At 45.1% G+C, this 26,385-nt stretch carries 23 protein-coding genes and 2 tRNA genes; 1 reads left to right on the top strand and 24 read right to left on the bottom strand.

Annotation, left to right across the window (positions count from 1 at the left end; genetic code table 11):
* Positions 1 to 7: 7 nt before the first annotated feature.
* From ACPW7N_RS15280 to ACPW7N_RS15270, 3 genes are read right to left on the bottom strand one after another with little or no spacing between them, the layout of a single operon-like run.
* On the bottom strand, positions 8 to 847 hold the full coding sequence (locus ACPW7N_RS15280) for a metal ABC transporter permease (RefSeq protein ID WP_425651962.1): 840 nt from the start codon (positions 845 to 847) through the stop codon (positions 8 to 10).
* A 40-nt stretch (positions 848 to 887) separates the two neighbouring features.
* Positions 888 to 1,658 (bottom strand): metal ABC transporter ATP-binding protein, encoded by a 771-nt coding sequence (locus tag ACPW7N_RS15275; protein ID WP_425651961.1) that lies wholly within the window; start codon positions 1,656 to 1,658, stop codon positions 888 to 890.
* Between the two features lie 30 nt (positions 1,659 to 1,688).
* Positions 1,689 to 2,693: a metal ABC transporter substrate-binding protein gene (locus tag ACPW7N_RS15270; RefSeq protein ID WP_425651960.1), complete on the bottom strand. Its 1,005-nt coding sequence runs from the start codon at positions 2,691 to 2,693 to the stop codon at positions 1,689 to 1,691.
* Between the two features lie 226 nt (positions 2,694 to 2,919).
* Between ACPW7N_RS15270 and ACPW7N_RS15265 the strand changes: the two genes are divergently transcribed.
* Positions 2,920 to 3,441 (top strand): PCYCGC motif-containing (lipo)protein, encoded by a 522-nt coding sequence (locus ACPW7N_RS15265; protein ID WP_425651959.1) that lies wholly within the window; start codon positions 2,920 to 2,922, stop codon positions 3,439 to 3,441.
* 88 nt (positions 3,442 to 3,529) lie between these two features.
* Here ACPW7N_RS15265 and nadA read toward each other — a convergent pair whose 3' ends face one another.
* From nadA to mfd, 21 genes are all read right to left on the bottom strand, one after another.
* Positions 3,530 to 4,474: a quinolinate synthase NadA gene (nadA, locus tag ACPW7N_RS15260; protein WP_425651958.1), complete on the bottom strand. Its 945-nt coding sequence runs from the start codon at positions 4,472 to 4,474 to the stop codon at positions 3,530 to 3,532.
* 104 nt (positions 4,475 to 4,578) lie between these two features.
* Positions 4,579 to 5,445, bottom strand: a complete 867-nt coding sequence (locus ACPW7N_RS15255) for an HAD family hydrolase (RefSeq protein WP_425651957.1) — start codon at positions 5,443 to 5,445, stop codon at positions 4,579 to 4,581.
* A gap of 84 nt (positions 5,446 to 5,529) precedes the next feature.
* Complete coding sequence (gene ftsH / locus ACPW7N_RS15250) at positions 5,530 to 7,461, bottom strand: ATP-dependent zinc metalloprotease FtsH (RefSeq protein ID WP_425651956.1); 1,932 nt, start codon at positions 7,459 to 7,461, stop codon at positions 5,530 to 5,532.
* Positions 7,462 to 7,530: 69 nt separating this feature from the next.
* The gene (hpt, locus tag ACPW7N_RS15245) at positions 7,531 to 8,070 is read right to left on the bottom strand and encodes a hypoxanthine phosphoribosyltransferase (RefSeq protein WP_425651955.1); all 540 of its coding nucleotides are present in this window, start codon (positions 8,068 to 8,070) and stop codon (positions 7,531 to 7,533) included.
* Positions 8,063 to 9,496: a tRNA lysidine(34) synthetase TilS gene (tilS, locus tag ACPW7N_RS15240; RefSeq protein WP_425651954.1), complete on the bottom strand. Its 1,434-nt coding sequence runs from the start codon at positions 9,494 to 9,496 to the stop codon at positions 8,063 to 8,065. Before tilS ends, hpt begins: the two co-directional genes overlap by 8 nt.
* The gene (locus tag ACPW7N_RS15235; RefSeq protein ID WP_425651953.1) at positions 9,465 to 9,929 is read right to left on the bottom strand and encodes a threonine/serine exporter family protein; all 465 of its coding nucleotides are present in this window, start codon (positions 9,927 to 9,929) and stop codon (positions 9,465 to 9,467) included. The genes tilS and ACPW7N_RS15235 overlap by 32 nt, the downstream gene beginning before the upstream one ends.
* 6 nt (positions 9,930 to 9,935) lie before the next feature.
* Positions 9,936 to 10,691, bottom strand: a complete 756-nt coding sequence (locus ACPW7N_RS15230) for a threonine/serine exporter family protein (protein WP_425651952.1) — start codon at positions 10,689 to 10,691, stop codon at positions 9,936 to 9,938.
* A 9-nt stretch (positions 10,692 to 10,700) separates the two neighbouring features.
* Positions 10,701 to 11,618, bottom strand: coding sequence for a serine/threonine protein kinase (locus tag ACPW7N_RS15225; RefSeq protein WP_425651951.1), 918 nt, complete (start codon positions 11,616 to 11,618; stop codon positions 10,701 to 10,703).
* The gene (locus ACPW7N_RS15220; protein WP_425651950.1) at positions 11,608 to 12,375 is read right to left on the bottom strand and encodes a VWA domain-containing protein; all 768 of its coding nucleotides are present in this window, start codon (positions 12,373 to 12,375) and stop codon (positions 11,608 to 11,610) included. Before ACPW7N_RS15220 ends, ACPW7N_RS15225 begins: the two co-directional genes overlap by 11 nt.
* Positions 12,376 to 12,606: 231 nt before the next feature.
* Positions 12,607 to 15,084 carry a stage II sporulation protein E gene (gene spoIIE / locus ACPW7N_RS15215; protein WP_425651949.1) on the bottom strand — a complete coding sequence of 826 codons (2,478 nt, stop codon included), beginning with the start codon at positions 15,082 to 15,084 and terminating at the stop codon, positions 12,607 to 12,609.
* Positions 15,085 to 15,453: 369 nt separating this feature from the next.
* Positions 15,454 to 15,530 (bottom strand) — tRNA-Glu (locus ACPW7N_RS15210).
* A 20-nt stretch (positions 15,531 to 15,550) separates the two neighbouring features.
* Positions 15,551 to 15,627: transfer RNA gene (locus ACPW7N_RS15205), tRNA-Met, on the bottom strand.
* Between the two features lie 92 nt (positions 15,628 to 15,719).
* On the bottom strand, positions 15,720 to 16,028 hold the full coding sequence (locus ACPW7N_RS15200) for an FtsB family cell division protein (RefSeq protein ID WP_425651948.1): 309 nt from the start codon (positions 16,026 to 16,028) through the stop codon (positions 15,720 to 15,722).
* 40 nt (positions 16,029 to 16,068) lie between these two features.
* Entirely contained in the window at positions 16,069 to 16,656 is a 588-nt protein-coding gene (gene yabQ, locus ACPW7N_RS15195; RefSeq protein WP_425651947.1) for a spore cortex biosynthesis protein YabQ, read from the bottom strand.
* Positions 16,653 to 16,937 (bottom strand): sporulation protein YabP, encoded by a 285-nt coding sequence (gene yabP, locus ACPW7N_RS15190; RefSeq protein WP_425651946.1) that lies wholly within the window; start codon positions 16,935 to 16,937, stop codon positions 16,653 to 16,655. The genes yabQ and yabP overlap by 4 nt, the downstream gene beginning before the upstream one ends.
* 94 nt (positions 16,938 to 17,031) lie before the next feature.
* On the bottom strand, positions 17,032 to 17,322 hold the full coding sequence (locus ACPW7N_RS15185) for an RNA-binding S4 domain-containing protein (protein ID WP_425651945.1): 291 nt from the start codon (positions 17,320 to 17,322) through the stop codon (positions 17,032 to 17,034).
* Between the two features lie 37 nt (positions 17,323 to 17,359).
* Positions 17,360 to 18,826, bottom strand: coding sequence for a bifunctional methyltransferase/pyrophosphohydrolase YabN (yabN, locus tag ACPW7N_RS15180; RefSeq protein ID WP_425651944.1), 1,467 nt, complete (start codon positions 18,824 to 18,826; stop codon positions 17,360 to 17,362).
* Positions 18,827 to 18,857: 31 nt separating this feature from the next.
* On the bottom strand, positions 18,858 to 20,492 hold the full coding sequence (locus ACPW7N_RS15175; protein ID WP_425651981.1) for a putative polysaccharide biosynthesis protein: 1,635 nt from the start codon (positions 20,490 to 20,492) through the stop codon (positions 18,858 to 18,860).
* 368 nt (positions 20,493 to 20,860) lie between these two features.
* Positions 20,861 to 21,403 (bottom strand): stage V sporulation protein T, encoded by a 543-nt coding sequence (gene spoVT / locus ACPW7N_RS15170; protein ID WP_425651980.1) that lies wholly within the window; start codon positions 21,401 to 21,403, stop codon positions 20,861 to 20,863.
* 228 nt (positions 21,404 to 21,631) lie between these two features.
* The gene (locus ACPW7N_RS15165; protein ID WP_425651943.1) at positions 21,632 to 22,708 is read right to left on the bottom strand and encodes a peptidylprolyl isomerase; all 1,077 of its coding nucleotides are present in this window, start codon (positions 22,706 to 22,708) and stop codon (positions 21,632 to 21,634) included.
* Between the two features lie 40 nt (positions 22,709 to 22,748).
* On the bottom strand, positions 22,749 to 26,303 hold the full coding sequence (gene mfd, locus ACPW7N_RS15160) for a transcription-repair coupling factor (RefSeq protein ID WP_425651942.1): 3,555 nt from the start codon (positions 26,301 to 26,303) through the stop codon (positions 22,749 to 22,751).
* Positions 26,304 to 26,385 lie beyond the last annotated feature (82 nt).

Raw genomic sequence — 26,385 nt, 5'->3', positions numbered from 1 at the left:
AACAAGACTACATCAGCATGGATCGTACTCGTTTGCCTGCAAGAACTGACACGAGGATGAATACAGCCATCAATACAATGGTTCCTCCTGATGCCCAATCCCACAAATAAGCAAAATACAAACCGCCCAAAACGGCTGTCTCTGCAAACAATATTGCATAAAAAATGGCCTGACGGAAACTTCCTGCAATCTGCAAACTGGCTGCAACAGGTAATGTGATGAGTGCTGAAATAAGCAGTACGCCAACAATTCGCATAGAAGCTGCAATCGTTAAAGCAACCAGAATCATAAACCAGAGATTGATTGCTCGACGGGCGACGCCGGACACTCTAGCGAATTCTTCATCAAAGGATACCGCAAACAGTTCTTTATACAGGAGGAAAACAGTAGCAAGAACAACTACCGCTACCCCTGCCAATGCCAGCAAATCATCAATCGTCACTGTAACGATTTTGCCGAACAGATAAGAATACAGATCAGCATTGAAGCCTTGTGCGATACTAATCAAAACCGTAAATAGACCGAGACCAGTCGACAGGATAATAGGAATGGCCAAATCCTGATACGCCTTGAATACTTTACGCAACCGCTCGATAAATAACGAGCCAATCACAGAAAATAACATACCGAAGAAGAGGGGATTTACTGCACTGAAAAGGGCCACCTTTTTGGAAATCAGCAAACCCGTCGCCACCCCTGAAAGTGTAACGTGAGATAGTCCATCCGCCATCATCGACAAGCGTCTCACGACAAGAAACGTGCCTAATACCGGACAAATCAAACCAATCAGGATTCCCGAAAACAAGGCATACCGTAAAAATTCATAATTCCACCAATCTGCTAACATACGCTCTCCTTCCTCACACTGAAACGAGGACCAACAAAATTTAATGATTGTGCGCAAGCAGACGAACCGATTCGCCATACATGCTTTGGAAAATTTGCTCCTGTTTGTGTTCAAACTCAACGGTTGGACCGTGGAAGTGAATTCGTCTCTGCAAGCAGGCAACCTTGTTGACCCATTGCGTCATTACGCTGACATCATGACTCACGATCATCATGGTCATTCTCGTATCTTCTTTGAGCGTTCGCAGCAATTCATAAAATTGCTCAATGGATTCCTGATCGACCCCTACAGTCGGTTCATCGAGAATTAACAGTTCCGGATCAGAAACGAGTGCACGAGCAATAAATACACGCTGCAACTGACCTCCAGACAGGTTCCCGATTCGTTCATACAATTTTGGCAGCAAGCCTACTCGTTCTACAACGTCACGGACTTTTTGATAGTGGCTGGCTTTCAGTCTGCGGAAGAGTCCTACCCGACCGACCAGGCCGGAAGCGACTACTTCTTCAACTGTTGCCGGAAATCCTCCAGCGCCATGTGCCACCTGCTGGGCAACATAACCGATTTTAACCCAGTCTCGGAATTTATCCATCGGCTGTCCAAACAACTCGATTCTGCCCTGTGTCGGTTGTAGTAGCCCAAGAATCAGCTTCATCAACGTAGATTTTCCTGATCCGTTTGGCCCGACAATTCCGAGAAAATCGCCTTTTTCTAAAGAAAATTGAATATCTTCCAAAACCTTTTTCCCGTTCTCATACTGAAATGTCACGTTAGACAAACGAACAATATCGTTTTCATGACTTTCGCTCATACCATCAACTTCCTTGCTTTTTGGTTTCCGCTATTCTTGTAAAGCAGAGCGCAGCGCTTCCAAGTTATCTCGCATCACGGAGAGGTAGTCTTTGCCTTGCTTCACTTCTTCTTCCGTCAAACCTTCGAGCGGGTTCAGTGTTGCTGTTTTCGCCCCTGTTTCTCTCGCAATCACTTCCGCAACTTTGGGAGAAGCCAGTGTCTCGAAGAAAATTGTCTTGATGTTGTGCTCTTTTACGTGTTCAATTAACTCTCTCAATTCAGAAGTAGATGGTTCATCAGATGGTGACAATCCTGAAATGGCTACCTGCTTCAATCCGTATTTGTGCGCTAAATAACCGAATGCGGAGTGAGAAACCATAAATTCCTTGCGAGCAGCTTTAGATGCCATCTCCTGAAACTCTTTATCCAGTTTATCCAATTCCTGAACCAATTTGTCAAAGTTTTGCTGATAAACAGTCTGGTTTGCCTGATCCGCTTTAATGAGTGCATCCTTTACCTTGCTTGCTTCCTCTTTCAACAAGGTTGGGTCCAGCCAAACATGTGGATCGAGTCCGCCATGCTCATGTTCATGCGCTTCTCCCTCTGCTGAACTTTCCTCTCCCTCATGGTTGAGTCCTTCCGTTGCCTCCAGCAGTTGGATTCCCTCTGTAACATTCACCACTGCCATCTTGCTCTTGTCAAAGTTACTTACTGCTTTCTCCACCCAGGCTTCAAAAGATGTACCACTATAAACAAACACCGATGCCTTTGACATGTCAACAATATCCTTGGTAGTCGGCTCATAATCATGCGGTTCCACACCCGCAGGTACCACATTCTTCACATCTACATGCTCTCCACCAATTTGTGATGTAACCCAGTACAATGGGTAAAATGAAGTATATACGAGAAGCTTCTGGTTCTCTTGAGCCGCTGTCGGTTGATCTTGTGTCTGATTCGAATTAGTAGCTGTGGAATTCCCACAAGCTGCTAACGAAAAAGCCAGTACCCCAGCCAACAGCACAGGCAGCATTTTTGAATATCGTTTCATCATTCCATTCATCCTTTCAGGTGTTGCTTTTCTATTCTTTCTATCTAGCTTTAACTGGAATCATTCCGTTTTACGTTTCTTATTATATCTATATTCGCCCACAAAGTAAATAAGACTGATTACGATTTACATTATTTCTTACTCGCAGCCAGATGTGACAGCTTGCTGAACTCAAATTGGATTGAATTTTTTTGTGTTATAATGAATCTACTTAAAGGAGGTATAACAGATGAAGTCGTCTCGTTTGCTATATGTATTACTTGCTTCTCTTCTACTAATCCTTGCTGGTTGTGGTGGACAGTCCAACCAAGCTGGGCAAGCACCACAGAACAATCAGGAACATTCCGAACATCAGTCACAAGCTGCTAACGGGTTTGACCTGTGGGAAACAACTGCCTCGATCAACCAGCTTCCGACTTTTTTGGACAAGGTTGATCCTCGCATTAAAGATATGTATCGTGTAGCCGGAGACAATCTGGATGTGCTGGAATGGATGCCTTGTTATTGTGGTTGTGCAGACAGCTCTGACCATAAACATAATGGCAATTGTTTTGTAAAGGAAGTCAAGGCTGATGGCTCCGTTATCTGGGATGACCATGGAACTCGTTGTGGAACATGCATGGAAATCGCAGCAATCTCTGCCCAAATGAAACAGGAAGGAAAGTCGCTCAAAGAAATTCGTACATACATCGATGATACGTACAAAGAGGGCTATTCCAAGCCGACACCAACACCAATGCCGCAATCATAATGCAAATGCAATAACCAAACGAAACAAGAGCAGCTTGCCACCTCATCTGGTGACAAACTGCTCTTTTGCTTATTTCCAACAGAAAAACTTACGCAGGTGCAACAGCCAACATACGCTCAAGTGAAGCACGGGCAGCGTCTGCCACATGTTCAGGAACATAAATTTCCGGCTTCATGTTTTCAAGTGCTTCTACACACTTTTTGAGGTTGTTTACTTTCATATTCGGGCATACCAAATATTTGGATGCGAAAATGAAGGTTTTATCCGGGCTGTCTTTCTCCAGCATGTACCTTACTCCATCTTCTGTCCCAATAATAAATTTCTTATGAGAAGACTCACGACAGAATTTTAAGATTCCTGTAGTTGAACCAACATAGTCTGCAAGTGCCACTACTTCTGGTCGACATTCTGGATGAACTACTACAACCGCATCAGGATGCTGGTGCTTCAATGTAACAATATCTTCAACGGAGAGCTGGTCATGCGTATTGCAGTAGCCCTCCCAAATGATCATCTTTTTATCTGTAAATTGCGATACGTAGTGTCCCAGGTTTTTGTCCGGTACCCAAATGATCTCTTCCGCATCGATGGATTCAATCACTTTTTTGGCATTGGACGATGTACAGCAAATATATGTTTCCGCTTTCACTTCTGCGGATGTATTTATATAGGCAACTACTTTTGCATTCGGGTGTTGTGCTTTCATCTTACGCAATCCTTCTACGTTCACCATGTCAGCCATTGGACAGCCAGCACGTTCATCCGGAATAATTACCTTTTTATTTGGATTGAGAATTTTTGCACTTTCTCCCATGAAGTGAACACCGCAAAACAAGATGACATCGGCATCCGTTTCCTTCGCTTTTTGGGCCAAGCCAAACGAATCACCGATAAAGTCTGCAACTTCTTGTATTTCAGGTCTTTGATAAAAGTGAGCAAGAATAATAGCATTGCGCTCTTTTTTCAACTGTAAGAGTCGTTCCTTCAACTCAGCATTTCGTTGGGCCTTTTTCTCCAACGCTAAGGCTTCCATATTGCTAACCTCCTCAAAATGCTCCCACATGTCGGTTTGTACGGTCATTGTACGCTCTCATTCTGCCAAAAGTCAATGACAGAAGTTTACCCTCCCTGTTAGAATCAGGAAGGTTGAATCAACCTTTGCATGATAAACGTAGCTACTCCATTTTCTTGATGATCCGGTGCGATGAATTTGGCCAATTGTTTTAACTGATCAGTTCCATTCTCCATAGCAATCGGATTCCCTACGAGTGAAAATATCTCCAAGTCATTATCTGCATCTCCGAAAGCAGCGCTCTCTTCCGGTTTGATTTCCCACTTATCGAGGAAATACTGGAGCCCGGATGCTTTGCTGACACCCTTGGCAATCATCTCAAAATTATTGTTTCCTGATGAAGTAATCGTGACTTGCTCTTCCCACATCGTGAGTTGCTCTCTGACTTCAATCAGTTCGTCTGGATTTGTATGCCACACAAAAATTTTAACAATTTCGGATTCCCCTGTTTGAATGCGCTCGACCAATTCCTTTTCGGGAACTGCCCTCGATAAATGATGAAAAGAAAATTTTCGCCAAGACACTCCTTCATCACTTGGCGCTTCATCCAACAAGGTTTCAATTTGCTCCCTGTCTTCCTGTACCATCCAGCGATTGTTTGCTGCATCATGAACTTCGTAATATAATTGTTTGCCCCGCAGCTTAGAGATCGTATCAAGAACTGCTTCTCGGGAAAGTAGTGTGCTTTGAACCAATGTTCCATCTTGTTCATAAACTGCCGCTCCATTACTGCAAACATACCCATCGAAAGGAAATTCATCGACAGGAAGCTTTGCTGAATAATAGTTTCGTCCAGTTGCAATGACAAGCTTACATCCTTGCTGTTGCAACAAATGGCAGGCATGCTTGGTTTCTTCAGCCATCCGGGATTCACCATTTAATAAGGTACCGTCCATATCAAAGGCTACAATCTTCACATTTCCGAGACTCATACACTCTTCCCCTCCAAATGTACAGAATGTGGTGAAATTTTCCATGAAAATTATTAAAGAAAAAGGAGCACCTGTGGCGCCCCTCTATTCGTCTTTGTTCTCTTGTTTGGTTTCTGCTTCGGCTGGCGTTTCAGACTTCGGCTGGATGTGAACGATGACATCGCTCTTTTCACCAGGTTCCTTGTCTAATTTGCCATTTTCGATCAATTGTCTGATTTGCTCTGCATCTAATGTCTCAACACGCATCAACGTGTTTGCAATTAAATCCAACTGTTCACGGTGCTTGGTCAAAAGATCTTTACAACGATCATATTGTTCATTGATGATTCGTTGCATCTCTTGGTCGATCTCATAAGCAATTTGCTCTGAGTAGTTGCGCTCATGCCCAATATCTCTACCGAGGAAGACTTGACCTTGTCTGACTCCAAATTGCATTGGGCCCAGACGGCTCATCCCATATTCGGTAATCATGCTTCTAGCGATACCTGTTGCACGCTGGAAGTCGTTGTGAGCACCTGTACTAATATCGCCAAGAACCAATTCCTCAGCAACACGACCACCGAGCAAACCAACGATCTTGTCAAGCAAGTCGCCTTTTGTAGCGAAGTAACGGTCTTCTTTCGGTAACATAACCGTATATCCGCCTGCTTGCCCACGAGGGATAATCGTTACCTTGTGAACCATGTCTGCATTTTTAAGGAAGTATCCTACAATCGTATGGCCCGCTTCATGGAAAGCAACCAGTTTTTTCTCATCTTCGCTGATAACACGAGACTTCTTGGCAGGACCAGCAATCACACGGTCAATTGCTTCGTCAATCTCGAGCATGTTGATTTGCTTCTTGTTTTTACGAGCAGTAAGAAGAGCTGCTTCATTCAGCAAGTTCTCCAGATCAGCCCCAGTAAAGCCTGGTGTACGGCGGGCAATTACATCCAGATTCAGGTCATCGCCAAGCGGCTTGTTGCGAGCATGTACTTTCAGTACAGCTTCACGACCTTTCACGTCAGGACGGTCAACGGTAATTTGACGGTCAAAACGACCTGGACGAAGCAATGCCGGGTCAAGAATATCTGGGCGGTTTGTCGCAGCAATCATGATGATACCTTCGTTTGCTCCGAAACCATCCATCTCAACGAGTAATTGGTTCAGTGTTTGTTCACGCTCATCGTGTCCACCGCCAAGACCTGCTCCACGTTGACGACCAACGGCGTCGATCTCGTCAATGAAGATAATGCACGGTGCATTCTTCTTCGCATTCTCGAACAAGTCACGAACACGGGAAGCACCCACACCGACGAACATTTCAACGAAGTCAGAACCGGAAATACTAAAGAATGGCACTCCCGCTTCGCCGGCGACCGCACGAGCAAGCAATGTTTTACCTGTACCTGGAGGTCCTACCAACAGTACCCCTTTTGGAATACGAGCACCTACAGCAGCAAACTTGCGTGGGTCTTTGAGGAACTCGACCACTTCGACAAGCTCTGTTTTTTCTTCATCTGCACCTGCTACGTCATCGAACGTAACACGCTTCTTCTCATCGTTGTACAGTTTGGCTTTGCTTTTACCGAAGTTCATCACTCGGCTGCCGCCACCCTGTGCCTGATTTAATAAGAAGAAAAACAAGATAAAGATGATCACAAATGGAATAATGGAGGTAAGGAACGTCAGCCAGATGCTGTTCCCTTCCTGCGGTTTAAACTCGACTTTGGTAAATTTACCTTTGTCAATTTTGTCGTTAATGATTGTAACAACATCCGTGTCATACAACGGAACATTGGTTGTAAATAACTGCTGACCATTCACTGGTTTTGCCAGTTTACCCTGAACTGAGTATGTAAGTCCTTCAGGACGAAGAGTCGCTTCAACGACATTGTCGTTCTTTAATTCATTGCGGAACTGCTGGTAATTCAATGGCTCTGTTTTATCAGTCCCGGAGAGGACGAAATTTACGATCCCTACCGTGACAAGGAAAATGAGTAGATAGAACCCTGTATTGCGAAAAAAACGATTCATTTCTTACCTCCTCTCGCGAAAAAACACTTTCCACATTTTATCACATAGATAGTGAAAAACTCAACCAAACTACTTGGTATATACCTCTGGTTTTAATATGCCAATGTATGGCAAATTACGATAGTTTTCGATATAATCCAGGCCATATCCGACGACAAACTCGTCTGGAATGGTAAAACCGCTGTAGTCTGGTGAAATGTCTACTTTGCGTCTTTCCGGTTTATTTAACAGTGTAACTACTTTTACGGATGCGGCTTCACGATGTTTCAACAAATCTACCAAACGACTCAAAGTCAAACCGCTGTCCATAATATCTTCGACAATTAATACGTTACGGTTTTGAACAGGAGTATCCAAATCTTTGAGGATACGAACAACTCCCGATGATTCTGTACTTGCCCCATAACTTGATACAGCCATAAAATCCATCTCAAGACGAATATTCATATGGCGAGTCAGGTCAGCCATAAATACAACAGCACCTTTTAGTACGCAAATGACCAAAGGGTTTTTATCTTTGTATTCTTCACTTAGTATGGTTCCGAGTTCCTTTACTTTTGCTGCAATTTGTTCTTCCGTTAGTAAAATATCCTTGATGTCGTTATTCATTCGCTACCTCCCGCCAATCTTCTCCAAACTCCACTTCCATATGAATGAACCTACTTGTCAGTTCTGTCACCGAGGCGACTGATGATCTTTTTACAGTAGGTATCCAAATAATTTCAGTTCCTGCAACCACTACGGGCATCCGTTCCCGCATGTCCTTTGGAACTTTGGCATCAATAAAGATGTCCTTCACTTTCTTATGAACCGAAGCGCCCAATAATGACATCCGGTCTCCTGCTCTGCGATTCCTGACAACAAGCTTTTCAGAGAGCAAGTCACCATCAAATACAGCACAATTGGCTGGTAGAGCAGCCCATTCAACACCACTTGTCAGCCATGATACGTGTAATGCCACCCCGGTTTCTGGAATCCAGGTTGTCCCTGGAATTGCCAGTTCGTAGGAATAATCTTGTGTTGATATCCCTAACTCTTTTTTTCCGAAAAATATGTACTCATAATTGCGCTGTACAACCAATTGCTTTGGCAGATGAACAATACCAGACGGTGAATCATTATGTAAGATACGGAAAACGGCCTCCACATGTTGCGAAGACCATTCTGATTCGTTTGACAGATAACTTAATATTAGTGTAATCATTCTCCTTTGTAAAGCAAGGTCACACTTTAGCAACTTCTCACGACTAATGACTAGTTTATTCAATTCCTTGCTTACTATTACATGTTCGAGCTGATCTTTCGAGAGTTGATGAAGATAGCGATCGTCTAATTGAATGCCCTCTGATAATTGCAAAATATGATCTTTATAACGAGGATTAATGCTTTCCAACATAGGCAGGACGTCCAGCCTCAGACGATTTCGAGTGTATTTTGTTGATTGGTTGCTGCTATCCTCACGAAAACGGATTTGATTCTCTTTGCAATACTCCTCCAGCTCCTTGCGATACGTAGACAGAAGGGGACGAACGATTTCCGTCTGCTCCGGAATCAACCAACGTCGTTCTGGCATTCCGGCTAATCCACCGGCATTCGTACCACGGAGAAGTCGAAACAGGATTGTCTCCACCTGATCGTCAGCATGATGAGCAATGGCAACCTTGTTTGCCTTGATTCTGGTTGCGAGTTCCTCAAGCAACTGATACCTTACCTCTCTTGCAGCCTCTTGTGTACCTAGCTTCTGCTCTTTCATATAGATAGATACATCCCGTTCAATCAAATCATAATCGATACCGAGCTGTTCACAGAATCCCCCGACAAAAACAGCATCTTGTCTTGATTCCTCGCCTCGAAAACCGTGGTTCAAATGAAATACATGCAGCTTCCATTGGTAAGCATATTGTTGGTTCAATCTCCACAAGATATGTAACAGGACAATGGAATCAATCCCGCCCGAAACAGCAACAAGGATTGTCTCTTTCGGCTCAAGCAAGCGTTTGGCATCAATTTGTTTTCGGACGTTTTGAAGTAGCATATCGGGACGCAAATCCTTTCCATACCGTAAAAATGGAGAGACCAAGAATCAGACCTGAGGCAATTGCTCCCGCTTCCATGGAGGTTTTGACGGCGAGTGTAATACCACCGATGTTATCACCATTCACGAAAGCGAACATCGATTTATATGCAGTAGATCCTGGTACCAGTGGAATGATTCCGGCGATACTAAAATTCGTAGAAGGAACTCTCAACCTTATGGAAAGCATTTGACTAAAGAGGGAGACAAACATCGCTGCGATAAAAGTCGCAAAGGCTGCCTGAACACCGATCATCGGCATCAGTTTAAAGACCAGCCAACAGAGCATCCCGACCAAACCACCAGCCCACAAGGTACGAATGGGAACGTTAAACAACATGCCGTAAGCAATACAGGAAACAAAACTTAAAGTTAACCCTTTCAACCACCACATTCCTCATCACCTCGCAAAAGATAGTACGATCGCTGCTGCCAAAGCAACTGACAAGGCGGTAAGAATTGCTTCCGCTCCCCTTGTTACACCAGCGACATAATCGCCAGCCATCAGATCTCGCAGTGAATTCGTAATGATAATTCCCGGGAACAGGGGAATCATCGTGCCAATTAGCATGAGATCGAGATGTAATCCAGGTATCATTCGAAAAGAAAGCAAGGTAATAAATCCACCGAATAGCCCGGCCATAAATTCTGCAAAAAACTTAACCTGAAGCACTTGTTGAAAGTAGAAAACCCCCAGATTCACCAGAATAGCAGCCAGTATTGTCGGAAAAAAATCCAACACAGTTCCGCCAATAAGCACAGTAAAAGAGCCGCTGGCTAAGCCGGCAGCCATGTGTTGTAACCATGCTGGGTACAGGGACTTCATTTGATTAATGGCTTGCAGGCGCTGATAGGCATCATGAAGGGTAATGCTGCCCGATACAAAACGACGGGACACTTCATTGACCATCGTAACCTTGTTCAAGTCAAACGTTCTATCTTTAACACGAATCATACGTGTGCGGTCACTGTTTCCTGCGCAAAAAGAAAAAATGATACTTGTCGGGGTGCAAGAACTATGTACGCCGTCCATATTTGCTGCTTTCGCAATCAATGCCATTGTGTCTTCCACTCGATAGGTTTCAGCACCGCTGCGAAGCATGATTTCACCAGCCAGGAGACAGGTTTCCATCACCAGATCTTGGGATAAAAGCATCCAAATCCCTCACATCCATAAGTAATACAATGATCCGGCAAGTAACAACAGGGAGGCTGCAAACAGTCCCCCAATCCACTTTCCTACCCGATCCGCATCTGGAGTGACAGGCGGGTGTGTTTTGGTGGAAACGGCCCCCACCATATCTTGTCTCATCTGAATTGCCGTTTGATATTTGCCTTCCAACGCTTTCGCCAGTACTTTCCGATACGGATACAGATCATTATTGTCCCGTATTATATCACAAAGTACTTGTGGGGTGCGAAGAGAGAGTCGAATCTTTTTCCAACCCTCTTCCCCTGTTGCGAGCCTTGTCATCATGACGGCAAGCGAGAATAAATCGTATGAGACAGAAGCCTTCCGATCCCCAGAATGCCACGCAGCACGATCGTATTCCTCTGTGAACTGTCGGACGGCATTTCCGATCCGGGTGACTCCACCAAAATCAATCAAACGCAGCTGCTTGTCTGTATTGACGACAAGGATGTTCTCTGGCTTCAAATCACCGAAAATCCAACCCTGGCTATGAAAGATTTGCAAACGAGTCAGAAGCTGAATCATCAGCACAGGAACCCACTCCACTCCAACCCGTTTTACATAGTGGTCCAACTGATCCCCGTCTACAAACTCCATTGCATAGTACGTATAGGAAGCACCACGCAAATTCAAATCATCCACATCTACCACAAACGGCCCTACCTGTAATCCGTATGCTGGCTTGATTTCTCGCAGCATGTTCACTTCCATGAACAAATCCAGCGCATCTATCCCAACTTTTACGGCAACCTGCTTGCCTTGTGATGTCGAAGCGAGATATACGGTTCCATTTGCACCTTTTCCCAACTCCCGCAGAATCGTATAGGACTTTCCATGCCATTTGCCCGCAAAATACTTCGGAAGTGATGGAGAAGCTTGCTTAGAATACATGATCCTGCAAGAATCCTTTGTCATCATCATTGGCTCTGTTTTCTAGCCGGTATCGTTCATTCAGGGACTCCGGAAGTTCAACATGATTGAAAAGTGCGATAGCTTCAACAATGGCAGGACCTGTCGGGGTAATACCACTCATGGCTAATCCAGCAGTCAATTGATGAGCTTTTTCTACTTGCTGTGTCCATGGAATGCGTACATCAATGTGCTTATGTTTCCCAGGAAATGTACATACCATCATTTTGCTTCCGCCGCTTCTCGACTGCAAACTGATGCTAAAATCATGGATGGCCTGTTGCACTGCATGCAGCTTGGACTTCATACTGCTGGAGGTATCCACCAGCATAACCACCTCCAGGTCACTCCGCTCGCCCAAATCATCGACCATGCCCGCCACCTGCATTCGCTTTTCTGGTGACAATTCTTCTACAGCAGCCGTTCCCAGAATTTCTTTCAACTCTTTATTGACGACGTGATGAATGGTGCGAGTCATTGCTTTTCGAGTTAACATTTGAACGGTTTGAGCAAGCTGTGTAGGATAGACAATATCGCTTAATCCTGCACCCGCCGAAGCCATTTCTTTAATTTCTTTTTCGCCTTGTTCTCCTAATTCATCTCTTTCGACGATTCCGATTACATTCACGGTGATCCCTTGTTCTCTGGCAAGTGTAGCCGCTGCTACCGGACTGATCCCCACATTGGAGCAACCATCTGTTACGACGAGAATTTGTCGCAAAGTCGCTATTTTAGACATACAAAAATCTCCCCATTCTACAGGCTTTTTTTACCAGTATCGACGGGGAGACGGGAAAACATACGCTATTTAACTTAGTCCTGTTCAAAAAGGAGGACAAACAGAGCCTCGAAGTTCAAGGCGCCGAAGACCCGAGCAGCGGAACGTAGGTGAGTCTACGTGAGCAGCGGAGGGGCAAGGCAACGCAGAAATTCGAACGCTATGTTTCCCGGACTTTTTGAACTTCCTCTCTTAACTTACTACTCGTGGTCGCTCCATTTTGCTAACCCCTTGCACCTGAATAGCTGACCACTGTGGTACATAGCGATCAATGCGGGCAACCAAAACAGTCATATCATCAACGATTTGTCCATAGTGGTGACGAATCACCTTCTCTAGCAACAAATCCGCTACTTCCTGAGGGTCATCGGTTTCAAGCTCAGAGATCAGTCGTTTCATCCAGATTTGGCGATTCTCAATATGCCGGGGAGCATCATAAATGCCATCGGTCATCATAATTAACAAATCTCCCGGCTTCAAGGAGCGAGTCACCACATCCACTTCAATTTCATCCAAAATTCCGACGGGGAGGTTGCTTGCAGTAACACAGATTACCTCTGAACCTCTCTTGATAAAGCTCGGTGTTGAGCCAATTTTGACGAACCTTGTATGGGCCGTTTGCAGATCAATCAACGCTAGATCAACGGTGGCAAACATTTCTTCTGTTGAACGAAGGGCAAGCACGGAGTTGACTGTCTTGATTGCCAGTTTTTCATCCAGACCTGATTTCAAGAGTTGCTGCAGCATCTCCAATGTGGACTGGCTCTCAATAAAGGCCCGCTCGCCATTTCCCATGCCGTCGCTGATGGCCAACGCTATTTTTCCATTGCCTAAATCCATCGTTTTGAAGCTGTCACCCGAAAGCAGCTTGCCGTCCTTGGCTGCACCTGCTACTCCGATATCAATTTCGAAGGTCCTTGCTGATGCGAGACACATTTTGCAGTGACCATCTTTATACGCTTCACAGTGCCGTTCTTTGACAACGATATTTTCACCGAGAATCTCGGATAACATGGGCGCCACAATTTTAGCACACTCATCTCGACCATAGCAGGTGGGTGAACTAATCTCGATATCGACCTTGCCTTCTTCCAAACTGTGTATATCAACACGACGAACCAACAGACCCAAGCCTTCCAATGCAGCCGAAACCTGCTTTTCCTGAATGCTCAACTCGATTCCTTCCCGCTGAATTTCCCGGGCAAAGTCGCTCATCACACGGGAAACACCTGAGAGTTGATCAGCGACGAGCTTGCGACTCTCTGTAACCTGCTTTTTGAGCTGATGGAATGTCAGATACCGATTGTACTCTTGCTCCATCTCCGTTACAATTCGCTCAACCTTTACACACTTGCGTTCGAACTCCCGAGGGATCGAATACCCCATTAATGTTCCTTGCTGATGGATCGTTTTGATCATTGTCTGGAGGGCGTCATAGGTATTCTCAGTTTCTCTTTCCCAACACTGTTCCTTCTTGAAGCACTTCTGGCAGGTTGTCGCTGTGACTCTGCTCAAGAAAAGATCATTCTCCTCCTCCTGCTCTTCCGGCTCGGCAGTTTGGGCGAAACTTCTCGACAGTTGAGTAAACAGCTCAGAGAATTGCTGAATTTTCCCTGCGGTCAAGTCACGGACATGTCGCATATACTCCTGATGCGATTGTAAGTTTTCTGGTGTCCCGGGAATAAACCTGGATATTTTTTTCCAAATGCTTGCCGGAGTGAGCAAGAACAGGATAATCCCCAACGATGTCTCCACCAGAGAGAGGTACAACGTTTCACTGGCTCCACCATAGATCGCCAAAATCGAAGTTCCGATTAGCACACCTGCTGATACGCCAATTTTGCCGCCTTCTTTTAACAGACCTGCCAATAGTCCTGAGAAGGCAAGCAGGCTGATTTGCTGGAGTGCTGACATATCAGCGAGGCTCAAGATCAGCCCGGTAACCACACCAACTGCAGCACCGATTGTCCCACCACCCGTAAAGGCAAACAGCAACAACAGGTAACGTGACAACACATGCTCCATCGATACATCCTGGATGACCCAACCCACTGTTCCCGTCATCAGGGAAGCGAGCAGGATCACCAGGCAGACGATTTCCTCATTTTTTAACGGCTCATAGGGCTTGGCTGAATGAATCAGAGATAATGATTGAATGAAGATCAGTGTGAGCACTAACCCCAGAATCGCTTCCACTGCAACCATCACAATCGAATAAGTCGTCACTTGATTCATGATCACATCGAATAGTAAATGACTAATGAATACTGTTCCCAAAACAAGCAGAGGGGTTTTGGAGAAGTCCTTGTATTTCATACGATCCGCTGCTCGTACAACAACGAACCCGATAAGTATGCTGATCAGCGCTTGCAGGCCATTGGGAACCGTTTGTGTCATGGCCCCTGCTAGTAATGCAATGGCGACTGTAAACACACTGTCTCGCTTGATGTAATACATCACAAGAAAGTACGGAACGACGAAAACAGATAGCTCTTCAAGGATCATAGCTCGTCCTAATAATAATCCCATTATGAAGGGCAGCAGGTTCCACTTCTGGGCAAAAGCAGATATTCGTTCGCCCCACGCTCCCAGCCGCATAGTCCATTGACTGGTTAATCGATATGCCCAGGAACCCCCAGTATCAGAGATGATGTAGTTTTTGTTTATCATATCAGACGCACCACCCGTTCTCATCATTTGTGTGATTTATTATACGGAGTGGCTAAGGTAAATTTTGTCAAAAGGTTGAAAGTTATTCCTAAAATCGTCCGACAAATTATCTAACGGATTTAAAAGCGAAAAAAGACAAAAAAAAACCGACGTTTGGCGTTTAACGTCGGTTCCAGGTGAATCCGCACTTTGCGAAATCGGGCTTATGTGTTTACTAATTCGCCATATTCTCTAAATGCCCTTCTTATTTTTCTGGAGAAAAAAATATTTTTTGCAGCCACGTTTTTTTGTCCCAGGAAGCTCGACAATGTTGATTGTAGAAAAATAAAAAAACACCCTGTCTAATAGAGTGCTTAGCTTGTAATAGAATGGTGACCCGTAGGGGATTCGAACCCCTGAATGACAGCGTGAAAGGCTGCTGTGTTAAACCGCTTCACCAACGGGCCATGAAGTTTTAGGTCAAAAATGGTAGCGGCGGAGGGAGTCGAACCCCCGACCTTTCGGGTATGAACCGAGCGCTCTAGCCAGCTGAGCTACACCGCCATGTTTAATGACACAAAAAGTATTTTAGTATAAACAATCTATTCTTGTCAACGAAAAAAAATAAAAAAAAGAGTGCAGCGATCCGCTACCCTCTATTTGTTCGGCAATACATAGATTACTTCACCCGGCTTAGCCAAGAAATAGTCTTTTCTTGCCAGTTCCGCAATATATTCTTTGTCATTCAGACGACTTACTTTATAATTCAGTTCACTTTGTGTTTCTTTCACTGCCAGAGCCTCTTTATTCAGCTCTTCCAGTTCCATTTGCTTTTGGGCAAGATCCCCGCTTTGCGTATACAATGTATAGCATGTCCAGGCTGAGAAGCCAAGCATAATGAACAGAACAAGGCGAATTCTGCGTCGTTGCTTGTTCCTGTTAGCTTGCGTAGTTCCGTTCTTCATACTTGATCTCCACCTCCTCCAAGATAACTTTCATCAGAGACTACTCCTCTGGTTTTTTCCTTTTTATCCATTTGTTGCTAATCCAATTCTTGGTTTGCTTCCAAAATCCTTTTATTTGAGAAGAGATACTTTTCCCCAGTCTTTGACCCCAGGTGGCGAACGGTGAAGAAATCCACAGGATCACTCGCCACAAATAACCACCTATTGTCAGCATAACAGAAAGGATAAAAGCAACGATCATATAAATAAGTCGATAAATAAACATGAACGGACGAACAAGCAGTATGTCAATAATTAGCAGTATGGTAGAATATAACCATCTACAAAATTTTATCACGGCTATAAGAAATTGAATATATGTCTTACTTCCTAGGAGAAAGTACAACCATGCGCCTACTAAAACACTTATGAAAATAGGAAAACGAACAATCCCCTGATTGACTTCCACAAGCACGTAAAATATAACACCGATACTCGCCATCCAAAAAAACAGATCCAGGATAAAGGTAAGCCAGACGGGAAAACGAGCTTTATCCCGAAAATACTGATAGGTATCAAAACCCACTCCCATCAGACAACCACATAGCGCCATGGACACGACTGTCTGAAGCTGAACGGAGATACTCACTTGAACAACTTACCGAAGAATCCTTTTGACCGATCCCCGGCCTGCCCCTGTTCGAGATAACCCATTTCGTGTACGAGTCCTTCAATGGCAACCTCGCCTGTTTCTAAGCTCAAGTTCTTCATATGCAGATTTTGCCCGCGAATCGTCAGGAAACCGCCTTCTGTTTCAAGCAGGAATTCCTCACTGTCAAAGCTTTCTACATTTTTCACTCCCGAGATGGCAAGGCTGCGTCGATTAATCATTACGACTTCATGGCGAGCCCTTTTATTTGGTTCAATCATGGAAAACCCTCCTCCATTTTGACAAGACCTTTCGGTAACAGACAAGTCGTACTTGTACTATTGTTATGGGGAGGGATTCGTATTTAGAACCTGATTAACGCATGTATTCTTCCTCTTCCTTTTCATCACGAGGAACTGGAATTTCACCAATCACATGATAAAGAGAAGCTGCCTCTTCTTTTCGAGGATTTTCTTTAATATCGTCTACTGCAACCACGACTACCTTTTGCCCAAAACGGATCGCCAGCTTGTCGCCAATCTTCACATTGCTGGAAGCTTTCGCAGGTCGATCATTAATTTCGATTCTTCCCTGGTCGCAAACATCTTTCGCTAACGTGCGTCGTTTAATCAGTCGAGATACTTTGAGAAATTTATCTAATCGCATCGATCGTTGACCCCTTCCCTTTATCAAAAATCTATTTTTATGAGAATTGTTTTGCTTCTTCCCACCACGCATCCATCTCCGCCAAATCCGTTTCCTCAAAGGAACGGTTCGCTTCCCTAAGTTTCTGCTCGATGTAAGCAAAACGATTTTGGAATTTGCGGTTTGTCATGGATAGCGCTTCTTCCGGATCAATTTTGAGGAAACGAGCCAGATTGACAACAGCAAACAGCAGGTCACCCAGTTCGCCCGCTTGCTCATCCTTATCCGCCTGTTTCAATTCCTGATACTCTTCCTCAATTTTGCGGTGAACATCAGCCACATCATCCCAGTCAAAGCCTACAGCGGCGGCCTTTTTCTGTAATTTGTACGCAAACATGAGACTAGGCAAATCTCTCGGAATTCCAGCCAATTTTGAAATCGTTACCGGATCATGCCCCTTGGCTGCTTTCTCCTGTGCCTTAATCTCTTCCCAGTTGGCGAAAGCTTCGTCCGAGTTGCTGGCTGCACGCTCTCCAAATACATGCGGGTGGCGCCGAATCAGCTTTTCATTAATGGCAGCAATGACATCCTCTACCGTAAAATCTCCATCCTCAGAAGCCATTTGAGAGTGAAGCATGATTTGCAACATCAAATCGCCGAGTTCTTCACACATGGCTTCCGGATCATCATCATCGATGGTTTCAACAACCTCGTATGCTTCTTCAATCAGATTTTTGCGGATGCTTTGATGTGTCTGTTCACGATCCCACGGGCAACCCTCAGGGCTTCGCAAAATGGATACAATTTCTTTGAGTGTAGAGAATTGACGGTTTGTCACGCTCTCATCCTCTGTTGGCCCAACATACACAAGGCTCAAATTGCCCAGATGATCAACATGGTCGAGTTCATACAGAGGGACTGTTTCGACCTTTTCCATCGCTTGTACACCCACAGCGGTAACCACTGTCACCGGATACTCGTCTGGAAATACCTCCATCAAGGTCAGTTTCACATCGGAAGCAACAATTCGATCATATACTTGCGCAATCACGGTATGTAAAAGTGGATTCACCTGCTCTACTCGCATGCTTGTCGCATCCAGCAAACTAAATCCCTCGATGGGATCTACTTGCAATCGGGCAAAAAGTGGATCAAGGAAGCTTTGACCACCCTTCACAAGAATGGTCACCTCCTGTTTAGGACCTTCCTCCAGCAGCAGTTGGACAGTTCGTTCTGCCACAAGCGGATGACCAGGGACGGCATAGACAATTTCCCCATGCTTGTTTGCTTCGTATAACAGTTCAGCAGCAATTGTGGAGTAGACAGCATCAAATGTGCCATGCTGCTCGTAGACAGCATCAAATGACTGGAACTCGATACCCTCTTCTCGCAGGTGAGTAACTACGGGATGTTCCGAGGTTCTCAGGTATAGTGTTTTTGCCTGTTGTAACAATCGATAGGTTCCTAACGGCAGTTGGTCTATATCTCCGGCACCTAAACCAATGACATGTATGGTGGAAGCCATTGTTTCCTACCTCCTTCGTAAATGCGTGTTATTAATAACGCAGTAATTTTGCTTTTTGTAGAATAGCCGTAATCCGTTGTCCTTTTGGTAAAAAACGCAGGTCAGCACTCGTGACTCCACCAACCTGAAGAAGGGCAATTCCATAGGTGAGGCCGCCTGCAGCCACTGCAATAATTCCGATAATGGTGTTGGCTAGACGTGTAGACAGCCCAGAAGAGCCTATCACAGCTGCAGTCACCCATTCAACCAGAAGGACAATCACAGACATGATTGCGACAGCAAAAAGCGGTTTTATCACCATTTTACGGATACTAATGACAACACTGGTATGCTTTACAATAGAAAACATGTTGAACACCATTGCTACGATATACGCACACACGGTTGCTATTGCCGCACCGGATATTCCCATCATTGGAATCAGTGCGATGTTCAGGATTAGTTTAACCAACACACCATACGATAAATGCCGGGCAGGAAGCATGACCAAACCGAGCCCTTGCAAAATTCCTGATGTTGCAATACCCAACGTAGCAAAGACAATCGTAAACGCCTGTATTGCCAATGCTTGTGTACCACTTGAATCACCGTACAACATGATGTTGATTGGCTCGGCAAGTAACGTGAGGCCGAAAGTTGCAGGAAGACCAAGCAAAAGTGTCAACCGGATTGCTACATCGGTGCGGTTGGCAATCATTTGATGCTGTTTTTGTGCGACTGCTTCACTGATCGCAGGAACCAATGCCAATGAAAGCGAGGTTGCAAAAAAAGTACCAAATTGAATCAGAGGTTGTCCTCGATCAAACGCTCCCTTGAGCAATTTGGCTGCTTCTTCTTCCACTCCGCTCCACAACATCATATTTACCACGGTTACCGAGTCGACCAATGGAACAAGCGGTAGTACCAGTGCACCAAGACAAATGGGGAGAGCGTAATAAAGCAGGCTTCGAATAATGGCTTTGTTTTTTAACGCTGGAACCCGTTGCTTCTGTGTAGGACTGTTATTCCACGCATTGCTTCTGCTAAGCTTTCTCCAGTAGTAGAACAATACCAGAATAGCACCCAATGCTCCCGGGAAGGCTGCAAAAACTGCACCTGCCCCTGCCAAATATGCGTCCTGATAGGATGCCATCATCCAGTACGCTGCTACCAAAATAAAAATCACACGAATCAACTGTTCAATAACTTGCGACACACCTGTTGGCACCATGTTTTGATGACCTTGGAAATACCCTCTCATAATGGCCACAGCAGGTACAAGTGGCAGCGACCAGGCAACCGCACGCAGCGGCAAGGTCAATTGCTCGTCCCCCATTAATTTGGCGATTAACGGAGCGCCAAAATACAACAAGAGAAAAAAGAAAACACCAAGTATGCCTAGTACAATGCTGGCAATACGGAATGATTTACTCGCCCCTCGATAATCCCCGATGGCTACCCGTTCTGAAACAATTTTGGAGATTGCGATTGGAAACCCTGCTGTTGCAAGGATTAACAGTGTTGTATAGAGTGGATAGACCTGCATGTATACATAAAGGCCGATATCACCTGCAATATTCTGGTAAGGTATTCGATAAACTGCACCCAACAGTTTTGAGATCAAGCCTGCAATACCTAAAATGGCAGCCCCTTTCACAAAATGGTTGGCGCCTTTTCTTGCTGACATCATGTGTGTTCCCCTCTCAACCAACAAACTTTGTCTATTATACCATAACCCACCGTAACGACACCCACTCGACGGAAGCAAATGCTACCGTTGGGCGGTGCCCCAAATTCCACACCAACTCGGCGGAAACAATAAAAAAAGCAACCCCATATAATTGGGATTGCTCTGCCGGAATGGTAGCAATAAAACGGCTGTTAGCCATGCTTAGTAAAAAACGTCTCGACGTTTTTCATAAAACTTAAATGTGCCCGCAGGCGGGCAGCAATAAAACGGCTGTTGGCCATGCTTAAGTGAAAAACGTCTCGACGTTTTTCATAAAACTTAAATGTGCCCGCTTGCGGGCAGCAATAAAACGGCGATTAGCCGTTTTATTGCTCCATCTGTTTCGCAAGGAAGCCTGCTGCTGTTTCTGCCATTTTCACTTCTAGATCGCCCATTTTCGCAGTATCATTTTTGCTGATCAAAATGACTGCTCCAATCGGGTCGCCTCCCGCTACAATTGGTGACACTACGAAGGATGAGTACTGTTCATTCATGTCACGACAAATTTCATACTGCCCCGGGTTCTTCTCCAAGCGGCTTTTGCGGTCTTCCAAAGCCTTTTCCACGATATTTCCAACTGGTTTCTCCATGTATTCCTTTTTCGAGGTTCCGGAGACAGCAATAACTGTATCACGGTCTGAAATCAAAACGATGTGATTTAAGCTTTCGAATAGGGAGTCAGCATATTCTTTAGCAAAATCGCCCAATTCACCAATTGGCGAATATTTCTTCAGAATAACTTCGCCATCACGATCAACAAAAATCTCAAGAGGGTCACCTTCACGAATGCGCAGCGTACGACGGATTTCCTTTGGGATCACGACCCGTCCGAGGTCGTCAATTCGACGAACAATACCTGTTGCTTTCATAGTCATGTTGCCTCGCTTTCTTGAGAAGTTGGGTAGTGAAACTTCTGAGGTTAGCTGTATCATTTCCGAAAATACGTATTTTTACTATGTCTTGGCTCTTCCAATGATTACCTATGTTGGTTGTACTCTCCCCCGGGTGGTAGCGAGTGACTTTAGTATTCACTTAGCCTTCAAGATTATTCAACAAAACGAAAAAACAGGGAATCGCATCGATCCCCTGTTTTTCTGCTATTTTTTAGCTGGCGTTGGTTCAGGAATATTCCATTTGGTTACAAGCTTGTCCAGCTCTTCTTTGAGGAATTTGTCATAGCCAACTTGCAGTGCTTGTGCGCGAAGTTTTTCTTCATTTTTGGAACGAGCTTCAACACGGATAATGTGGTAACCGTAATCCGTTTTTACAGGTGCACCGATTTCATTCAATGGTTGTGTCAGAGCAGCCTTTTTGAACTCTGGTACCCAGTCGTTCACATCAGCATTCTCATAAAGTCCGCCTGTTTCCTTGCTGCCTGGATCGTCAGTAAATTCTTTCGCAAGTTTTGCGAAGTCTTCACCTTTTTTCAAGCGAGTAACCAGATCATTAGCGAGCTTCAAAGCTTCTTCCGGTTTACGCTTTTCGGTTCCAATGAGAATATGGCGAACAGAAGCCTTGGTATAGGCATCTTTATTCGCTTCGTACTCTTTGTTCAGCTCTGCTTCGGTTACACTGCTCTTCAATACCTCAATCGAACTGTTGATCAACGTCATCTGATTTTTCAGCTCTTCTTCTGTCAGTCCATGCGTTTCGAGAAGCTTTTTGTAATTAGCTTCATCATTGTTTAGCATTTGCACGTACTGCCCTTTGAGGCCAGCGTAGGTTGCTTCTGATTGCTTGCTTGCCGCATCCTTCGCCTTTGCGTCCGCACGAGAAGCTAAAATGATCGTACCTGTGTACTCACGCACGTAGTTTTGTAGAGCTGTCTTGTCGGCAGCTTCAATCATTTCCCGTTGTTGCGGGTTAAAGAAGGAAATCGTTCTGAGGAACGTCTCGAACTGCTTCCCTGTCAGCTTTCCATCTTTGTACTCCACTACTGCATCTTCTGCACCAATCGTGAATGGAACTTTCAACGGCGGGAATTGAGCAAGTGGGTCAGTGGCTGCATTATTATTTTGGTCTGCTCCCGGAGCAGGTTGTGACTGACCAGGTTGAGCTGGTTGCTGCGCTTGGTTATCACTTTTTCCACAGCCAGCCAAAAGTGCAATCGCTAATGTCGTTGTCGACAATACCATCAAGAAACGCTTGGCAGTCGTTTTCTTGCCTTTTGTCATTGAGAAAACTCCCTTCTGTTCTGCTTCAGTACCTATGCCTTTACGTCGCAAAGGAAGCGTCTGCCGCAGTATCTTTCCGAACCTGGTGGAATTCGCTGAGCAGCTTTTCGACCATCTTGACGCTGTCTTCTGCGCTCAACCCTTTTACTTTAACAGTAATGATGATTTGTTGTCCACCTGAGAGACCCACACGACGATCCCACTTGTTCGTCAGCGTGAACAATGCGCCACCGTCAATGTTGGTGTTTTGACTAGGATGCAGGTGAATTTTGATGACGTCAGGGTCTTTCTGGCTAATTTCGACAATATGATGGCGGATGGCAAACACTCGCAGTCTGGCAATCATCAGCAAGTTCTCTACCGGTTTTGGAATATCGCCAAAACGGTCAATTAACTCTTCTGCCAGATCATCCACTTCTTCCAACGAAGAGGCAGCTACGAACTTCTTGTACATCTCGATCTTCTGTCGAGAATCAGTAATGTACAGGGAAGGAATGTAGGCATCCAATTGAATGTTGATTTCCACAGGAGAGACAGCTTCCTGTTTGGTTTCACCTCTGAGTTCATCAATGGCTTCTTTCAACATTTGGGTGTATAAATCAAAACCAACTGTATTAATAAAGCCATGTTGTTCGGCTCCAAGCAAGTTACCGGCACCACGAATAGCCAAGTCTCGCATCGCAATTTTAAATCCGGAGCCAAGCTCAGTGAATTCTTTAATTGCTTGCAGCCTCTTCTCCGCCACTTCTGTAAGGACTTTGTCTTTTTGATACGTGAAATAAGCAAAGGCAATTCGGTTCGATCGACCGACACGCCCACGCAACTGATACAACTGGGAAAGTCCCATTTTATCAGCATTGTAAATAATCAACGTATTTACATTCGGGATGTCAACACCTGTCTCGATGATGGTTGTGCTGACTAACACATCGTATTGACCATCAAGGAAATCAAGAATGACACTCTCCAGCTCCCCTTCGTTCATCTGTCCGTGAGCGACGGCAACACGGGCTTCTGGGACAAGCATGGAGATATGTTCGGCCATCTGTTCAATCCCTTGGACCTGATTGTACAGGAAGAATACTTGCCCTTCCCTTGCCAACTCACGCTCGATTGCTTCTCGGACGAGTGTCGGATTGTACTCAAGTACGTAGGTCTGCACAGGAAAACGATTCTCTGGAGGTGTCTCGATGACAGACAAATCACGTACACCCAACATGGACATATGGAGGGTACGCGGTATCGGAGTCGCAGTTAATGTAATAACGTCTACATTTGTCTTGAATTGTTTTAACTTTTCCTTGTGACTTACCCCGAATCGTTGCTCCTCGTCGACAATAAGCAGTCCTAGATCACGGAACTTGATATCCTTGGAAAGCAATCGATGCGTACCGATGACTACATCGACTGTTCCTTCTTTCAGCCCCTTCATCGTGGCTGTCTGGTCTTTGCGAGTGCGGAATCGACTTAACACTTCGACACGAATCGGATAGTCCGCAAAACGCTCGGAGAACGTCTGAAAATGCTGTTGCGCCAGAATGGTTGTAGGCACGAGGACAGCAACCTGCTTGCCTTCCATGGCCGATTTGAAAGCGGCTCGAATCGCTACTTCCGTCTTGCCGTAACCTACGTCCCCACATACTAGACGATCCATTGGACGCTTTCGTTCCATGTCTGTTTTGACCTCAGCGATTGCGCGAATCTGATCATTTGTCTCTTGATACGGGAACATGGCTTCGAATTCACGTTGCTCTGTCGTATCCTGACTAAACGCATATCCTACGGCAGATTCACGAGCAGCGTAAAGCTTGATCAAATCTTCTGCAATATCCTTCACAGAAGATTTCACCTTGTTCTTAACCCGCTTCCACTCACTGCCTCCCAAACTGTATACTTTCGGTTCATTCTCTTCACTTGCAACATACTTCTGAACGTGATCAATCTGTTCAATCGGGACGAACAAGCTATCTCCGCCTGCATAACGAATGTGCAAGTAATCTTTGTGTATCCCGAGAATCTCTTTCGTTTCAATGCCAAGGTACTTGCCGATCCCGTGATTGATGTGTACGACGTAATCTCCGGGCTTCAGTTCAAGGTAATTCTTGATGCGTTCGGCATTGCTCATGTTCTGCTGTACCTTGCGAGCTTTACGCTGCTTGGCGGTAAAAACTTCCCCTTCCGTCACCACAACTAAACGGTTCAATGGCAACTCAAAGCCCGATTGCAGATTCCCAATAATGATGGCAGGTCTCCCTGGTGGCACGGCTGTAACCGGTTCCAACAACAAATCCGCTTCCATCTCATAATCATGAAGCACACGTTCCAGTCTCTTTGCCCGTTCTGCATCTGCTGCAATGAAGAGGATTTGATTCTGTCCCTTTTTCCATCGGTTCAGTTCGTTCTTGAGCACGTTCATTTGACCGTGGAAATTTTGCATGGTTCTACAGTTGAAGTTGACGATATTTTGTGGCTGTGTTTTTGGGATTTGACGCAGAAACAGCGATAAATATAATAGCTGTCGTTTTTTTGATTCATGGACTATCTCATCATAGCTGGTGGAGAGCTCCAGGTTGAACATGAACTCGCCATCATTACTTCTAGCTGTAAGCCACTCCGTCTCTTCTTTATGTAACTGCCCAGCAGTTTCTAATACGCGAGAAGGTTCATCGAAAAGCAAAACTGTGTCACTCGGCAAATAGTTAAGAATAGTCTCATTCATCGGGTAAATGGCTGAGATATAGCTGTAAAGATGCGCAAATCGATGCCCTTGCTGCAGCAGCTCGACATCCCCACCGATTTTCTTCATCAAGCGCTCTTTGGTCACGGTGTCTTTGACTTTGGCGATTGTTTCTCCCAGCTTTTTCTCAAGACGGACAGCAGCTTCTTTCAACGCCTGTTCTGTTACGATCATCTCTTTGACAGGCCCTACAGAATACTTCTGAACCGTTTCCTTGGAGCGTTGGGTTGCCATGTCAAACGTACGAATGGAGTCAATCTCCACATCGAACAATTCAATACGCAACGGCCACTCGGAATCAATCGGATACAGGTCGATAATGCCGCCACGAACACTGATCTCCCCTTTTCGTTCCACTAGGTCAACCCGTTCATAGCCAAGCTCTATCAACCTAGCAAGAAACTGATCCAAATCTAGTTGATCGCCTACTTGCAGCTCAATCTGGGAGCTTCTCCATACGTCGGAAGGGACGATGTAGCGTCTGATACCCGCAAATGGCACAACTAAAATACCCGTAAAGCCATGGGCTAAACGGTTAAAAACTTGTATCCGCTGGGCTAGCATCTCCGGACTGGCAATCGCCATCTCCGAACCGATCAACTCATTGGCAGGGAATAACAGCAGTTGGTCGCTTGCTACCAATTCGGTTAGATCCTCATATACCTTTTGTGCCTGGTACATGTTATGCGTCACAATACAAATCGGCCGCTTCACTTCCTGATACAATGCAGCCATTAGCACCTGGCGCGAAGAACCCGCGAGACCAGCAATTAATTGTTCATGTAATCCCCGTGACAAGCCGGCAGCAATTGTCCCAAAATTGGAGTCTTCTCTCAAGGGATTGATGATGACTTGCATTCAATAGTCTCCTCTCCGGCCTTTCTCTCATGCGAAAATAAGCCTTAGCTTACCAGTAAGCCAAGGCCAAATTCGTTGCAAG

Source organism: Brevibacillus nigriterrae, assembly GCF_049846925.1.
GTDB lineage: Bacteria > Bacillota > Bacilli > Brevibacillales > Brevibacillaceae > Brevibacillus_H.
Note: the sequence above shows the minus strand (reverse complement) of the source record. Positions and strands in the feature narration are given on the sequence as shown.